The organism is Pseudomonas sp. FSL R10-0399 (assembly GCF_009600165.1).
GTDB lineage: Bacteria > Pseudomonadota > Gammaproteobacteria > Pseudomonadales > Pseudomonadaceae > Aquipseudomonas > Aquipseudomonas helleri.
Window position 1 is genome coordinate 1 of sequence record NZ_WIWK01000135.1, and the last position, 14,879, is coordinate 14,879.

The window sequence follows — 14,879 nt, forward strand, 5'->3', positions numbered from 1 at the left end:
GGAGCCGGTGATCGAGCCGGTGGTGGCGGTGGTTGAACCCGTGCGCGTTGAGCCAGCCCCGGCTGCGCCAAAGCCTGCGGCAGCGGGCAAAAAGAAGGCCTGGCTGATCCCGTTGATCATCGCCCTGCTGGCAATCATCGCCGCCGGGGTCTTTTTCTGGCTCAAGAATCCGGCAACCGACACCGTCGCAAGCCCGGCCCCAACGCCTGCCCCGCTGCCGACGGGCGCCGAAGCCTGCACGCTGGAAAGCATGAGCACGTTGCCTGAGCTGACCTTTGTTCAGACCTGCATCAAAAAGTCGCCGGGCAGCGCCGAGTTGCTGGAAATCATCAACGTCGCCAAGGCCAATAACCATTGCGGTATTGCCCAGCGCCTGTACGCCAACCGTGCGCAAGCCGGGGACATGCAAATCGCGACCGCCTACGCCCATGAGTACGATCCGAAATTCCATCAGGCCAGCCAATGCTTTGCTGAGCCTGACAAGGCGACGGCCGCGTACTGGTACGAAACCATCCTCAGCCACGAGCCTGAGAATGCGCAAGCCAAGGCGCGTTTTGAGGAGTTGAAACCGTGAGCCGTTTTGCATTGGCTGCCAGCACCTTGCTGGCGTTGTGCATGGGCAGTCCGCTGGCCCTCGCGGACGACAAGCCGCTGATTCAGGAAGGCAAGAAAACCCTGTTTCAGCGCGTGCTGACCACCCCTGGCTGCACACTCAGCAGCAGCGCGGGCGGTGCTCCGGGCGCCGCGCAGCCGACGTTCAGCCGTTTTTACGTGTACGAGCGCGCCCAGGCGGCGAATGCCGAGTGGCTCAAGGTCGGCCCGGACAGCTTTGGCAAAACGGTGGGCTGGCTGCCCGCTGCGTGTACCACTGACTGGAAAATGCAGCTCACGCTGGCCTTCACCAACCCGGCGAACCGCGACCGGCTGATGTTCTTCAAAGACCGCGCCACCCTGGAAGGCATCCTCGATGCGCCAGACCCGGTGAGCAAGGTCGCGCCACTGCGGGCCAAGCTCAAGCAAGGCACGCTGGCACCCGGCGTGCTGGCCCAGGAGCCGGAATACTTTGTCGACCTGCACAAGCAGTTCTACCTGCTGCCGGTGCTGAGCGGTGAAGAAGTGATGACCGAAGAAGGCTTTCGCACGCGCCTGCTCAATGTCGCGTCGGTGAGCAAGGCAGACGACAAAGCCCAGCCAGCAGGCGCCGTCGCAACACCCGATGCGGGTGCGGCCAAGGCCGGTCAGTTGAAGGAATTCAGCGCGGCGGTGGTGTTCGTGATCGACTCCACGATCTCCATGGACCCGTACATCGAGCGCACTCGCGAAGCGATTCGCAAGGTCTACAAACAGATCGAAAACGAGAACCTGGGCAATCAGGTCAAGTTCGGTCTGGTCGCATTTCGCTCCAACACCAAGGCCGTGCCGGGCCTGGAATACGTGAGCAAAATGTACGCCGACCCGAACAAGGTCACCGGCAGCGAAGACTTCCTGGCCAAGGTGGCGGACCTCAAACAGGCCAAAGTGTCGAGCAAGAGTTTCGATGAAGACGCCTACGCGGGCGTGATGCACAGCATCGACAAAGTCGACTGGTCGCAATTTGGCGCCCGTTACGTGGTGCTGATCACCGACGCCAGTGCGCTGGACGGTGATGACAAACTCAGCACCACCGGCATGAGCGCCGACCAGGTGCGGCTTGAGGCGGCCAACCCTGGCGTGGCGATTTACACCCTGCACTTGAAGACCCCGGCGGGCATCAAGGACCACGCCAAGGCTGAGAGCCAGTACCAGAACCTGTCGACCTATCCTGGCACCAATACCTCGCTGTACTACCCGGTCAACGCCGGTGACGTGCAGGCCTTTGGTCAAAAAGTAGACGCCCTGGCCAGCGCAATTACTTCACAGGTCAAAGCCGCCTACATGGGTGAAGACGCCATTGGCAGCGCGCTGAACGCCAAGCAGGACGTAACGCCCAAAGACCCGGCCCAGCAGAAAATGCTCGATGACGCCGCCTTGATCGGCCATGCCATGCAGCTGGCGTACCTGGGCGAAAAAACCAACAGCCAGGCACCACCGGTGTTTCAGGCCTGGATCACCGACCGCGACCTGATCAAGCAAAACATCCCGACCACGGATGTGCGGGTGTTGCTGACCAAGTCGCAACTCAGCGACTTGAGCGACGTGATGAAGCAGATTCTGGATGCCGCCAACGAAGGCCTGATCTCACCGACCGAAATGTTTGATCGCCTGCGTGCGGTGGCCGCGACGATGGGCGCCGATCCGAATCAGTTGAAGCAGAACGGCAACGCCAAGCTGGCGCAAATGGGCGTGCTCGGTGAGTACCTCGAAGACCTGCCGTACCAAAGCGAAGTGCTCAACCTGGACGAAGAAACCTGGAAAAGCTGGGACGGTCTGGCGCAAGAGAAATTCATTCGTAACCTGAGCACCAAGCTGCGCCACTACCAGCGTTACAACGCTGACGTGGACCGTTGGGTGGCCTTGGCCAATGACAGCGATGCGCGGGACAACGTGTACCCGGTGCCGCTGGAAATGATGCCTTAACGAGACGCCCATGCTCGATATCCAGGACATGCTCGTGCGCCGTGGCAGCGGCGCTCAGGCGCACAGCGTGCGTTTGCCCGCGTTGCAGGTGAAAGCGGGAGAGATCCTGGCCATTACTGGCGAGAGCGGGTGTGGCAAAAGCACCTTGCTCGAAGCCATCGGTCTATTGTTGCAACCTGTGGAATTGCGTCAGTTCACCCTCGGCCCAAGCCGGCACGAACCCCACGCCGCCCCGCTGGACATTGCCCGGTTACTGGCCAGCAACGACCAGCCCGGCCTTTCAGAGGTGCGTTCGCGGCACTTGGGTTTCATTCTGCAAAGTGGCGGCCTGCTGCCGTTTTTGAGCGTGCGCGACAACATCAGTTTGCCCCGGCGCTTGCTCGGCATGCCCGCTGCCAGCGAGCAGGTAGACCGCGCCGTTGACGCGCTGCGCCTTACGGGGTTGCTCGGTAAATTGCCGCAGGCCTTGTCGATTGGCGAGCGCCAGCGCGTGGCCTGCGTGCGGGCCATCGCCCATGAACCGCAATTGCTGCTGGCCGATGAGCCCACGGCATCCCTCGACCCGCACAGCGCCCGGCGCTTGTTTGAATTGCTGTTGAGCCTGGTCAACGAATTGGGCTTGAGCGCACTGGTGGTGTCCCACGACTGGGCGCTGGTGCGTGACTTTGGTTTGCCGCGACTGGGGGCGATCAGTCGTCAGGGAGAAACTCGCTTTGAAGCCATGGATTAGCCGCCTCGGCCTGCTCGGCTCGCTGGCAGTCGAAGACCTCTGGCATGACCGCAAGGTGTCGTTTTGCATCGCCGCATCGCTGGTGGCGGTGATCGCTCCGCTATTGCTGCTGTTCGGGCTCAAGCACGGTGTAGTCAGCCAGTTGCAAAACGAGCTGCTCAGCGACCCGCGCAACCTTGAAGTGAAAATGCTCAGCAGCGGCAATTACGACACCGCGTGGATCGAGCGCTTGCGCGAGCAGCCCGAGGTCGGTTTTGCCATTGGGCAAACCCGCTCGCTGAACACTCAGGCTGACTTGTTGATGGGCCTGCAACGCTTTGTCGAAAACGCCGAAATCATCCCTACGGAAGCCCACGATCCGCTGCTGAATCTGGCGCAAAGCCGTTTGAGTGGCAACCAAGTGATCCTCAGCGCCCGTGCTGCGCAACGCTTGCAGGCCACGGTCGGCGACAGCGTGCGCTTGCGCGCGCCGCGTCGTCTGGACGGCATCAATGAGCGAGGCGAGTTGACTCTGGAGGTGGTGGCGGTACTTGATGCGGCCCGCTTTGGCCGCGCTGCCGGGTTTGTCGCACCGCCGTTGCTGCTTGAGCTGGAGCGCTTTCGCGATGGTTATCAGGTGCCCGCGTTTGGCCTGGACAGCGGTAAACCCCAGGTCGACCTCAAACCGCTGTATGCCCGTGCCCGCGTGTATGCCCGCGACATAGACAGCGTGGCGCCGCTGGAGCGCTGGCTGAACCAGCAGAATATCGAAACCTCCAGCCGCCTGGCGGAGATCGACAACGTTAAAGCCATCAACCATGTGCTGGGGCTGATTTTCGGCGTGATTGCCGGGGCGGCCTTGATAGGCTGCATCGCGTCGATGATCGGCGCGTTTCTGGCCAACATCGACCGCAAGCGCAAAAGCCTCGCGGTGCTGCGCCTGTTGGGCTTCAGCAGCCCGGCCGTGGCCGGTTTTGTCATCGCCCAGGCCATGCTTTTGAGCCTGGTCGGCTATGTCGGCGGGCTGGGGTTTTATGGCGTGGGCAGCCTGCTGTTTGACCACCTGCTGGGCAGCAGCCAGGCCACCGGCACATTTGTGTGTCACATCACGGTCTGGCACGGGCTGGCGGCCCTGCTGATCGCCTTGTTGGTCGCCGCACTGGTCGCCGTAATCGGCGCAGTGCGGGCCATCAGCATCCAACCTGCGGAGAGTTTGCGTGAGCTATAAACGTGTGCTGTTGCTCGCATCCCTGAGCTGTGGTTTTTGGCTCAACGCGTCGGCGGCGAGCTGGGACGAGAAGTTTTACAACCCGGCCCCTGACGCCAATGACGTGGTACTGCCGATGCCGTGCGACGGCGCGATGGTGTTTCGCAAGGTGTTCATCCCGGTCACCGGGCCGCTGGATGACTACCCGATCAACATCGGCCAGGACAGCGCCGAGTGGGGCTATGTCGAACAGAAGCGCCCGACCTTTATCGCCGGTAGCTTTACAGGCGCCAAGGGTGACAAGTCGCGTTACTACCTCATGGCCAAGTACGAGATGAGCCAGTTGCAGTACCAGGCGCTGACCGACGAAACCTGCCCCACGCCGTCGAACAAACTGCGCTTGCCGCAGGTGGCGATCAGTTGGGTGCAGGCCATCGAGGCGGGCGACAAGTACAACCTGTGGTTGCGTAAAAACGCGGCCGCCAAACTGCCCAAGGAAGACGGTGCGCTGGGCTTTTTGCGCCTGCCGACTGAAACCGAGTGGGAATTCGCTGCCCGTGGCGGGCTGGAAGTGGGCGCGGCTGAATTCAGTGACACGCGCTACCCGATGCCAGAAGGCTTGAACGCCTATGAATGGTTCGGTGGCGCCCAGTCATCTAACGGAAAATTGCAACTGAGCGGCCTGCAAAAGCCCAATCCGCTGGGCCTGCACGACATGCTCGGTAACGCAGACGAGATGATGTTTGAGCCTTTTCGGCTGAACAAACTGGACCGCCAGCACGGCCAGGCAGGCGGCTATGTGGTGCGCGGCGGCAACTACCTGACCCCGCAAGCCGACTTGCGCACGTCGTTGCGCAAGGAAGAGCCGTACTACAACGCTGACGGCCAGGTGAAAAACAAAACCACTGGTCTGCGGCTGGTGATGGTGTCCCCGACCCTGACCTCGCGTGAGCGAGTGGGCAGCATCGAGCAGAGCTGGAAAAAGCTCGGCAGCGGCCCCCAGGAAGGCGAAAAAGGCACCGTGCAGGAACTCAACACGCTGGCCCAAGGGGTTGAAGACAAGGCCCTCAAAGAGAAGCTGCAAACCCTGGAAAACCAGTTGCGCGCCAGCAACCAGCAACAAGAAGAAACCCGCGATCAGGCGATCCGCGCGAGCCTCAACCTGGGAGCGTTCCTGTGTACCAAGATGCTCGATGACGGCCAGTACCTGGACTTCCTGCAGAAAAATTACAGCCTCAACTGCGAGTCCGAAGACAAGGACCCGAGCTGCGATATGCGCAAGGGCAAGCTCGATGAGCAGAAAGACCGCCTGCACAAGCTCAGCCGCTACTACGCCAGCAGCCTGGTGGAGTCAGCGTCCTTGTACGGCCAGCCGCTGCTGGAGGCGCAAGTGCCGGTGATGGAAGAAATCATCAGCCAGAACAAACAACTGCAAGAACTCAAACCGTATTTGCGCACTCATTGGGCTAATCAGAACACCTACCTGCAAAAGCAGAAGATCGACACTGACGCCTGGTTGAAGAGCTGCAAATCGGTCACCCCCTAAGCCCACTACATGCTTCAACAAGGAGAAATACGATGATTCGCAGCCTGTTGGCCTCTTCTCGATACCTGATGTCTTTCATGCTCATAGCCGGCGTGCTGTTGAGCGGCTGTGCGTCCACGGGCAGCAACTCGCTGGGCATGGGCGCTCCGGCGCCGGACCCGCGTTTGACCCAAGGCACGGATGCCCAATTCTTTAGCAAGTCGGGCTATCAGGCGTGTGCGATGGGCGCGGGCGCTGCGGTGCTGGCCTGTGTGCTGGGCAACCCCGGCAACAAGGCGGTGTGCATGATCGCGGCGGGTGTGGCCGCCTGTGGTGTGGCGATGGGGGCTAACTACTACGTGGATCAGCGTCGCAGCGAATATGCCGACACCAATCAGCGTTTGCAGAAGTACAACAGCGACGTGCAGCTGGACACGCAAAAAGTCGTGATGCGCACCGCCACTGCGCAGCAAGTTATTAACGATGACAAAGCGCAGGTTGAGCAGATCAAGCGCGATTTGGCGAGCAAGAAAATCAACCAGGCCCAGGCGCAAAAGCAGATCGCGAGCATCGACAGCAACATCGACCAACTGCGTCTTGAAGTTAAAAACATGCAGAGCAAAGTCACCGGCTACAACGAGGCCATGAAAGTTGAGCGCAGCCAGGGCGCCGGCCCTGAGATCCAGCAAATCGACGCCAACATCGCCAAGATGAACGAGAAAGTCGCCAGCCTGCAAAAAGAAGTCGATGGCTTGTACAGCCAGCGCTCCGCGATCACCTTGGGTTGAAGCCATGAACGTACGATTGTTAGGCGTGTTGGGGGCGGTGCTGGCGTTGTCCGGTTGCGCCACCCAGCCGGGTGAGTGCGATGCCGGTAACCGTGACGCCGGTCTGTTCACCAAGGTGAACTGTGATGCGGGCGGTGGCTACCGTGCGCAGATTCAGCAAAACGAACTCGCATTGGCCCAGTCGCAGCAAGAAAACGCGATGTTCCATCAGGTCTACGAGGACATTGCCGCGCAACAAGCCGCCTCCCGGGCCAACCTGCAGGCGCAGCAACAGGCCCAGGCGACGTTGAACCAGTCGCTGAATAAATTGCTCGGCTCGCTCAAGGCGCGCACCGGCAACAAAGCCCAGGTACAGCAGCAGATCGCAGGTCTGGAGCAACAGCTCAAGGCCGCGCAGGTTGCACCGGTGAGCACCTCGTCCCCCTCGCAGGTGGCAGCCAAGCAGCAGGAACTCAAGGCGCTGCAAAAGAAAGTTAACCAGCTGCAATTCAGCCTCGGTTACGAGTAAGCCGTGCCGGCCAAACCGTCGGCGGCCCAGTGCCGCCGACACTGTTTTCAGGAACCCAAACGATGCAGCGCATTACTCGGGATGAGCACGCCAGCCCCACGGAGCCAGGCGCGCTGGAAGCTAAAATCGCGCTGATCCTCAAGCACTTCCCGCCGTCGGTGGCGAGCGTTTACGCGATCCCGCGGATCGGCAGCGGCCAAGTGCTGGAGTGGTGGAGCGAGCTGGGTGGCCAGCCCACACGTTTTCATGACTTGAGCGAGGCTCAGCAGGCGGCCTTGCTGGCGCGTTATCACCAGCGCCAAGCCAGCCTGGGCTTGTTGGCCGATGAGCTGGTTGCGCGCGGTGAGGCCGAGCAAGCGGCCAGTTTGCGCGGGTTGATTGGCCCGCCGGACCTCAACAACCTGTACAGCATCAACGGTGATCCGGTGGTGGTGCGTTGGGGCCTCAAGCCGCCTGCGCCTGCTGCGGTTACACCGCCCGCTGCTGGCCCGCGACCTGTGGTAGTGCGACGGCTGTGGCGGGGTTGGCCGTGGCTGTTTCTCGGGCTGTTGCTGTTGGGCCTGTTGCTGTGGGCGCTGTGGCATTGGCGATTGCCGCCGATGAACCTGTGGTCGAACTCAAGCAGCTACGCCTGTCGCGCCAAAGCGCCGAGCCATCAGGAGTTGCCGCCTGAGTTTGTGGTGATTCTGGACACGTCGGGCTCCATGAACCTCAACATCAACGCGACCAAAGCCGATGAAGACTGGTACTTCGGTACACGGCCGACACCGGACGATGACGACCCGCGTACGGTCAAAATCTTCAGCCCGAACACCCGTCTTGATGTGGCCAAGGCGTCGTTGTCCCGGATGATCAACAACCTGCACCCGGACATCGACACGCGGCTGATGACCTTCGCCGGGTGTTTTCAACAGCCGGATCATGGCGTGTTCACCGCGGCTCAGCGGCCACAACTGATTGCAGGTATCCAAGGGTTGCACGCTAACGAAGGCACGCCTTTGGCGGCCAGCCTGAAAAAAGCCGCGCGCAAGGTGGATGGTCGTGACCGGGATGCGGTGATTGTGATGTTCGTCGACGGCGACGATGGCTGTGATCAAAACGTGTGCAAAGTGGCGCAGGACATCGCCATTGAGCAGCCACGCTTGCACGTCAACGTGGTCAATATCGGCGACAGTTCGCTGTCCAACTGCATTGCTGAAAACACCGGCGGGAGCATTTACTCCAGCCGCAACGCCAGTGATTTGGCCGATGCGCTGCAAGCGGCAACGCAGGCGGTATCGGAGTGTGAGTAAACGGGGTAGCCGGATGTGTTCAAAGCATCCGGCTTCCATTGCGCCGATTGCGGGCTTATCAGTGCTGCAAGATCTTGGACAGAAAACTGCGAGCGCGGTCTGAGCGCGGTGCGCTGAAGAACTCTTCTGATTTCACGTCTTCAATAATCTCGCCACCGTCCATGAACACGATGCGATCCGCCACTTTGCGGGCGAAGCCCATTTCGTGGGTGACGCACATCATGGTCATGCCCTCGCCCGCCAGTTCCACCATGACGTCCAGGACTTCGTTGACCATCTCCGGGTCCAGCGCTGACGTTGGTTCATCGAAGAGCATGGCGATGGGGTCCATGGCCAGCGCCCGGGCAATGGCGACGCGCTGCTGCTGACCACCCGACAATTGAATGGGGTACTTGTGGGCGTGGCTCTTGAGGCCAACACGTTCGAGCAACGCCATGCCTTTTTGGGTTGCCGCGTGGCGGTCTCGGCCCAAGACCTTGATTTGCGCCAGGTTGAGGTTGTCGATAATGCTCAGGTGCGGGAACAGTTCGAAATGCTGGAAGACCATCCCGACCTTGGCGCGCAACGTGGGCAAATCGACGCCCTTGCCGGTTACCGGCTGGTTCTCGATGAAGATATCGCCCTCTTGCACAGGCTCCAGGCCGTTGACGCATTTGATCAGGGTGCTCTTGCCTGAGCCGGAGGGGCCGCACACCACCACCACTTCACCGCGGGCAAGCTCAGTGGTGCAGTTCTTCAGGACCTGGAAGTTGCCGTACCATTTGCTCAGGTTGTTCATCTGGATCATGCGGTTTTTCCTACGTTTGTTTTCAGACGTTTGCTCAGGCTGGACAGCAGGTAACAGATCACCAGATAGACCAAGGCAACGAACAGATACAGCTCGACCAGACGCCCGTCACGCTGCGCGAACTTGCTCGCGGCACCGGTGAAGTCGGCGATGGACAGCACGTACACCAATGAGGTGTCTTGAAACAGAATGATGGTCTGGGTCAGCAACAGCGGCGCCATACGCCGCAGGGCTTGCGGCAGGATCACATAGAACATCGCTTGCGCCGGGCGCAGGCCAAGGGCCGCAGCCGCTTGCTTCTGGCCGGGGCTGATGCTCTGGATGCCGCCGCGAATGATTTCGCTGTAATACGCCGCCTCGAACATGCAGAACGTCACAAAGGCTGTGACCACCGGGCCGATCTGCACGGGGCGTTCAGTGCCGAAGGTCATTTGCAGCAACAGCGGCATCAAAAAGTAGAACCAGAAAATCACCAGCACCAGCGGGATGCTGCGCATGACCGTGACGTAACCCAAGGCAAAGCCACGCAGTACGCGGTTGTGCGACAGGCGCATGATGGCCAGCAAGGTGCCCGTGATGATGCCCACCGACATGGCGACAAAGGTCAGCAGTAAGGTGAATTTAAGGCCGTTCCACAGGGCGGGCATGGCCCGGACAATAACGCTCGGATCTAAATCAAACATGACTACCTCGTCGCGCCGCGAATGGTCAGGGAACGTTCGATATGGCCCATGACGAAGGTCACCAGCAGCGAAATGACCACATAAATCAGGGTCGCCGCGCTGAATGCCTCGAAGGTGTTGAACGAGTATTCGCTGATGTTGCGCGCTTGCGCGGTCAGCTCCATCAGGCCGATGGTCAGCGCCACCGATGAGTTCTTGAGGGTGTTCAACGCCTCGGAGGTCAGTGGCGGGAAGACCACGCGGATCGCTTGTGGCAACAGCACTTGAAGGTACATCTGGTAGGGCCGCAGGCCCAACGCCAGCGCCGCACCGCGCTGCCCGTGCGCCACCGATTCAATGCCGGCCTTGAACAGCTCCGAAAGCTTGGCCGAGGTAAACAGGGTCAATGCCACCACCGCACTGAAAAATGACGGATAGGGCAAATCCTGTTTGAGGTAATCCCCGGCCGAAACGGGTAATAACTCGGGCAGGACGAAGAAGCAGATAAACATCTGCACCAGCAGCGGAATATTGCGAAACACTTCGGTGTAGAGGTTGCACAGCCACACCACGGGGCGCAGCGTGGTGGTGCGCAGGGTGCCCACCAAACCACCGATCAAAAACGCCAGGATGAACGCAGCCAGTGTGGTGGCCAACGTCCAGCTGGTGCCGGTAATCAGCCAATGCAGATACGACGAAGACTCTCCGGGAGCGTGCTCCCAAAAAATACTCCAGTTCCAGTTGTAATCCATGAAGCACCAACCTTTGAAGGAGATAGAGGTCGTTGCACACTCTGCTCCCGGCCAACCAAGCGCCTCCTTGTCTTTGACTGGCTGGAATCAGAACGCTTGAGACGGTGGAATCAGACGCCGGTGTCGTTCGGGTGGGCGATGGCTTTTATCAAGGCATCACTCATCGGCAGGTTGATCACGATGTCTTTGGGCGGGATGGGTTTGAGGAACCATTTCGGATAAATCGTATCGATCTCGCCAGAGCTGTACAGCTGGCTCAAGACGCCATCGGCGAAGGTTTTGAACTGCGGGTCGTTCTTGCGAATGCCGATGGCATACGGTTCGGCAGACATAGGCTCGGGCAGCAATGTGTAAGCATCCGGGTTGCGGCTTTGCGCGATGGTGGCCATCAACTGCACGTCGTCGTTGATGTAAGCGACGGCGCGGCCGGTTTCCAGCATCAAGAAGGCTTCGCCGCTGTCCTTGGCGTTGAGGATCTTCAGGCCCAGGTCTTTTTCGCGGTTGAGGTTTTTGGTGATCCACTCGCCGCTGCCGCCGGTAATCACTACCACGGCCTTGCCTTTGAGGTCGGCAACACTGGTGAGCCCGGAGGCTTTCTTCACCGCATATTTGGCGCTGGCGACATAGCTGGTGAACAGGAAGCCGATTTGTTTTTGGCGCTCGACGGTGTTGGTGGTGACACCGCATTCCAGGTCAATGGTGCCGTTGATCAGCAGAGGCGTGCGGGTGGCTGCAACCACCGAGACGTACTGGGTCTTGAGGTTGGGTTCGCCGACTTTAACCTTGATCTGGTCCACGATCTTTTGGCACAGCTCGATGCTGTAGCCGATGGGTTGCTGGTCATCGTTCAGATAAGAAAAGGGCAAAGAGGCGTCACGGTACCCGAGGGTAACGGTGCCTGATTCCTTGATTTTTTTTAAGGTTCCGGTGAGGTCTTCAGCCTGAACAGCGGTGCACAGACAAGCACCGACAATAAGGGCAAGCAGCTTTTTCTTGTGATCGAACATGGGGATCTCCGACTATTTTTATGGCAGCTTTTGCACAGCAAAGGACGAAGGTTTTAGCGCAAGGCTGAAAGGGCTTCGTTGATACGGATGACAGCTTTTTTTATGTGGTCGCTAGAGGTCGCAAACGACAGCCGAAAGTACCCTGGCAGGCCAAAGGCCAAGCCCGGTACGACAGCGACTCCAGCTTGATCGAGCAGATACGCAGACAGTTCAACATCATCGCCAATGACTTGCCCTTGAGGGCTGACGCGGCCCAGCAACTGGCTGCATTCGGGGAAGGCATAAAATGCACCGGCGGGCGCGTCGATACGCAAACCGGCGCATTCACGCAGACCTTCGACCAACAAGCGGCCGCGCTCGGCGTATTCGCGGGCGCTGCTGGCGACGAAGTCTTGCGGGCCGTCCAGCGCGGCGCGGGACGCTTCTTGAGAAATGGCACTTGCGCCTGAGGTGCTTTGCGACTGGATCTTGCTGACTGCTGCGATCAGCGCTTTGGGCCCTGCGGCGTAACCGATGCGCCAGCCCGTCATGGCATACGCCTTGGCCACGCCGTTGATCAACAAGGTGCGTTCGCGCAGTTGCGGGCATGCGGTGGCGAAGGAGACAAAGGGTTGGTCAGCCAGCAACACGTGCTCGTAAATCTCGTCAGACATCACCAATACATTGGGGAAGTCCTCCAGCACTTTGCCCAGGGCTTGCAGCTCGGCTTCGGTGTAAATGGCGCCGCTCGGATTGGACGGTGTGTTAAGGATCAGCCAGCGCGATTTGTCATTGAGTTGGTCGCGCAATGCCTGCGGGCTGAGCTTGAAGCCGACGTCGATGCCGCAGTGCACCACGCGTGGGGTGCCGCCATTGAGCGTGACAATATCGGAATAGGACACCCAGTACGGCGCCGGGATGATGACTTCGTCACCGGCTTCGAGGGTGGCCATGAACGTATTAAAAATCACCTGCTTGGCGCCGTTGCCGACACTGATCTCATCAACGCTGTAGGTCAGGCCGTTTTCGCGCTGCAGTTTGCGCGAGATCGCCTGGCGCAGGGCGAGCGTGCCTTGGGGGGCGGTGTAGCGGGTATGGCCGTCACGCATGGCCTGGCAGGCCGCGTCGATGATATGCGCAGGGGTGTCGAAGTCAGGTTCGCCCAGGCTCATGTCGACAATATCGCGGCCTTGGCTGGCTAATTCTTTGGCGCGCATGGAAATAACCATGCTGGGGGACGAAGAGATCTGTTTGACGCGCTGGCTTTCGAAACTCATGAAAATACCCGCCTGTTGTGGAGGTTCGTAGAGAGTCACTCTACGCCTACTATTGTTGTACGACATGGTATGACAACGAGATCTGTTTTCGCAATCGGCAATCTGCATTGAAATCAGGAAAAATACGAGCGTCTGCTGATTTATTTGAGGTGCGGTCTGAATGCCTTAAAAACTGAAGGGGATCCTCAAGGACGGGCAAACAACAGGACCTGTATAGGTAAGTGCGGGAGATTGAACGGGTGATAAAAGCGAGACGGCACTCGTGTTCTTGAGCGTTTCAAATTCATGTTGTACGATGACATACGACATCAGCACTGGCTGACGTCTTTCTGAAGCGTATTACTCAGGGTGTTCGAATAATGAATCCACAAGAACTTAAGTCCATCCTCTCGTCTGGCCTGCTGTCTTTTCCGCTCACCGATTTCAATGCTCAGGGTGATTTTCACCGTGAGGGCTACATCAAGCGCCTGGAATGGCTGGCCCCGTATGGCGCGTCTGCCTTGTTCGCGGCAGGCGGCACCGGTGAGTTTTTCTCTCTGGCGGCCAGCGAATACTCGCAAGTGATCAAAACCGCGGTCGATACCTGCGCCACCAGCGTGCCGATTCTGGCCGGTGTTGGCGGCTCTACCCGTCAGGCCATCGAATACGCGCAAGAAGCCGAGCGCCTGGGCGCCAAAGGGCTACTGTTGTTGCCGCACTACCTGACCGAAGCCAGCCAGGACGGTGTTGCCGCCCACGTTGAGGCGGTGTGCAAGTCGGTGAACATCGGTGTGGTGGTCTACAACCGCAACGTCTGCCGTTTGACCGCACCGCTGCTGGAGCGCCTGGCAGAACGCTGCCCGAATCTGATCGGCTACAAGGACGGCTTGGGCGACATCGAACTGATGGTCTCGATCCGCCGTCGCCTTGGCGACCGCTTCAGCTACCTCGGCGGTTTGCCGACGGCAGAAGTCTACGCCGCGGCTTACAGAGCGCTGGGCGTGCCGGTGTATTCCTCGGCGGTGTTCAACTTCATCCCGAAAACCGCGATGGAGTTTTACCACGCCATTGCCCGCGAAGATCACGCCACCGTGGGCAAGCTCATCGACGACTTCTTCCTGCCGTACCTGGACATCCGCAACCGCAAAGCAGGCTACGCCGTGAGCATCGTCAAGGCCGGGGCCACCATTTCTGGCCACAGCGCAGGCCCGGTGCGCGCCCCGCTGACCGATTTGTTGCCGGAAGAATACGACGCGCTGGCGGCGTTGATTCACAAGCAAGGCCCGCAGTAAGCGTTCAGTGCGCCTGTAGGAGCGAGCTTGTCTCGCGATCTTTTAAAAAATCAAAAGATCGCGAGGCGAGCTCGCTCCTACAGGGGGGTAACCGTCACATCCGGTATCCATTCCCCCGCCACCCTTGGCTCACGATTCGCGCAGGATGCGTGCTTTGCGAACTCAAGGAATGAGTCATGTCTCTGGCGATTGTGTATAGCCGCGCCCAAGTGGGCGTCGAGGCGCCCGTGGTGACGGTCGAAGCGCATCTGGCCAATGGGTTGCCCGCGCTGACCTTGGTCGGGCTGCCGGAAACTGCAGTCAAAGAAAGCAAAGACCGGGTCCGCAGCGCGATTATCAATTCCAGCCTGGAGTTTCCCGCGCGGCGTATCACCCTCAATCTGGCGCCCGCCGACCTGCCCAAGGACGGCGGGCGTTTTGATTTGGCCATCGCGCTGGGCATTCTGGCCGCCAGCGGGCAACTGCCCATCAAGGCGCTGGAGCAAGTGGAGTGTTTGGGTGAGTTGGCGCTGTCGGGGGCCATTCGGCCCGTGCAGGGCGTGTTGCCTGCCGCATTGGC

14 protein-coding genes and 1 pseudogene are annotated in these 14,879 nt (G+C 59.8%); 10 read left to right on the forward strand and 5 right to left on the reverse strand.

Annotated elements, in window-relative coordinates; all coding sequences use genetic code 11:
- The 8 genes and pseudogenes from GHO41_RS29905 to GHO41_RS25670 form a co-directional block, all read left to right on the forward strand.
- Positions 1 to 574: pseudogene (locus GHO41_RS29905) on the forward strand (hypothetical protein); the annotation flags it as partial.
- Positions 575 to 615: 41 nt separating this feature from the next.
- Positions 616 to 2,556 (forward strand): vWA domain-containing protein, encoded by a 1,941-nt coding sequence (locus GHO41_RS25640; protein ID WP_178126584.1) that lies wholly within the window; start codon positions 616 to 618, stop codon positions 2,554 to 2,556.
- A gap of 10 nt (positions 2,557 to 2,566) precedes the next feature.
- Positions 2,567 to 3,286 carry an ABC transporter ATP-binding protein gene (locus GHO41_RS25645; RefSeq protein WP_048387166.1) on the forward strand — a complete coding sequence of 240 codons (720 nt, stop codon included), beginning with the start codon at positions 2,567 to 2,569 and terminating at the stop codon, positions 3,284 to 3,286.
- Positions 3,270 to 4,493 (forward strand): ABC transporter permease, encoded by a 1,224-nt coding sequence (locus tag GHO41_RS25650; RefSeq protein WP_153435015.1) that lies wholly within the window; start codon positions 3,270 to 3,272, stop codon positions 4,491 to 4,493. The genes GHO41_RS25645 and GHO41_RS25650 overlap by 17 nt, the downstream gene beginning before the upstream one ends.
- A complete protein-coding gene (locus GHO41_RS25655) occupies positions 4,483 to 6,018 on the forward strand; it encodes an SUMF1/EgtB/PvdO family nonheme iron enzyme (RefSeq protein WP_371929041.1) in 1,536 nt (511 codons plus the stop codon). The genes GHO41_RS25650 and GHO41_RS25655 overlap by 11 nt, the downstream gene beginning before the upstream one ends.
- A gap of 32 nt (positions 6,019 to 6,050) precedes the next feature.
- The gene (locus GHO41_RS25660; RefSeq protein ID WP_153392803.1) at positions 6,051 to 6,785 is read left to right on the forward strand and encodes a hypothetical protein; all 735 of its coding nucleotides are present in this window, start codon (positions 6,051 to 6,053) and stop codon (positions 6,783 to 6,785) included.
- A gap of 4 nt (positions 6,786 to 6,789) precedes the next feature.
- Entirely contained in the window at positions 6,790 to 7,293 is a 504-nt protein-coding gene (locus GHO41_RS25665) for a hypothetical protein (protein WP_153435016.1), read from the forward strand.
- A 62-nt stretch (positions 7,294 to 7,355) separates the two neighbouring features.
- Positions 7,356 to 8,585, forward strand: coding sequence for a VWA domain-containing protein (locus tag GHO41_RS25670; RefSeq protein WP_153327539.1), 1,230 nt, complete (start codon positions 7,356 to 7,358; stop codon positions 8,583 to 8,585).
- Positions 8,586 to 8,643: 58 nt separating this feature from the next.
- On the opposite strand, the gene GHO41_RS25675 is transcribed toward GHO41_RS25670, so the two are convergent.
- The 5 genes from GHO41_RS25675 to GHO41_RS25695 all read right to left on the reverse strand — a co-directional run bounded on the left by GHO41_RS25675 (position 8,644) and on the right by GHO41_RS25695 (position 13,049).
- Positions 8,644 to 9,372, reverse strand: coding sequence for an amino acid ABC transporter ATP-binding protein (locus tag GHO41_RS25675; protein WP_048372549.1), 729 nt, complete (start codon positions 9,370 to 9,372; stop codon positions 8,644 to 8,646).
- A complete protein-coding gene (locus tag GHO41_RS25680; RefSeq protein ID WP_048372548.1) occupies positions 9,369 to 10,055 on the reverse strand; it encodes an amino acid ABC transporter permease in 687 nt (228 codons plus the stop codon). Before GHO41_RS25680 ends, GHO41_RS25675 begins: the two co-directional genes overlap by 4 nt.
- A gap of 2 nt (positions 10,056 to 10,057) precedes the next feature.
- Positions 10,058 to 10,786, reverse strand: coding sequence for an amino acid ABC transporter permease (locus GHO41_RS25685; RefSeq protein WP_048372545.1), 729 nt, complete (start codon positions 10,784 to 10,786; stop codon positions 10,058 to 10,060).
- Between the two features lie 110 nt (positions 10,787 to 10,896).
- Positions 10,897 to 11,793, reverse strand: coding sequence for an amino acid ABC transporter substrate-binding protein (locus GHO41_RS25690; protein WP_048372543.1), 897 nt, complete (start codon positions 11,791 to 11,793; stop codon positions 10,897 to 10,899).
- Positions 11,794 to 11,846: 53 nt separating this feature from the next.
- Positions 11,847 to 13,049, reverse strand: coding sequence for a pyridoxal phosphate-dependent aminotransferase (locus tag GHO41_RS25695; RefSeq protein WP_048387151.1), 1,203 nt, complete (start codon positions 13,047 to 13,049; stop codon positions 11,847 to 11,849).
- A gap of 359 nt (positions 13,050 to 13,408) precedes the next feature.
- Between GHO41_RS25695 and kdgD the strand changes: the two genes are divergently transcribed.
- Entirely contained in the window at positions 13,409 to 14,320 is a 912-nt protein-coding gene (kdgD, locus tag GHO41_RS25700; RefSeq protein WP_153435017.1) for a 5-dehydro-4-deoxyglucarate dehydratase, read from the forward strand.
- Positions 14,321 to 14,496: 176 nt separating this feature from the next.
- Positions 14,497 to 14,879: magnesium chelatase domain-containing protein (locus GHO41_RS25705; RefSeq protein WP_305977945.1), on the forward strand; the 383-nt coding region annotated here is incomplete at its 3' end.

Coding starts and splice junctions, on each gene's coding strand:
- GHO41_RS25640 (WP_178126584.1), top strand. CDS start 616: ATGGGCAGTCCGCTGGCCCTCGCGGACGACAAGCCGCTGATTCAGGAA.
- GHO41_RS25645 (WP_048387166.1), top strand. CDS start 2,567: ATGCTCGATATCCAGGACATGCTCGTGCGCCGTGGCAGCGGCGCTCAG.
- GHO41_RS25660 (WP_153392803.1), top strand. CDS start 6,051: ATGATTCGCAGCCTGTTGGCCTCTTCTCGATACCTGATGTCTTTCATG.
- GHO41_RS25665 (WP_153435016.1), top strand. CDS start 6,790: ATGAACGTACGATTGTTAGGCGTGTTGGGGGCGGTGCTGGCGTTGTCC.
- GHO41_RS25670 (WP_153327539.1), top strand. CDS start 7,356: ATGCAGCGCATTACTCGGGATGAGCACGCCAGCCCCACGGAGCCAGGC.
- GHO41_RS25675 (WP_048372549.1), bottom strand. CDS start 9,372: ATGATCCAGATGAACAACCTGAGCAAATGGTACGGCAACTTCCAGGTC.
- GHO41_RS25680 (WP_048372548.1), bottom strand. CDS start 10,055: ATGTTTGATTTAGATCCGAGCGTTATTGTCCGGGCCATGCCCGCCCTG.
- GHO41_RS25685 (WP_048372545.1), bottom strand. CDS start 10,786: ATGGATTACAACTGGAACTGGAGTATTTTTTGGGAGCACGCTCCCGGA.
- GHO41_RS25690 (WP_048372543.1), bottom strand. CDS start 11,793: ATGTTCGATCACAAGAAAAAGCTGCTTGCCCTTATTGTCGGTGCTTGT.
- GHO41_RS25695 (WP_048387151.1), bottom strand. CDS start 13,049: ATGAGTTTCGAAAGCCAGCGCGTCAAACAGATCTCTTCGTCCCCCAGC.
- kdgD (WP_153435017.1), top strand. CDS start 13,409: ATGAATCCACAAGAACTTAAGTCCATCCTCTCGTCTGGCCTGCTGTCT.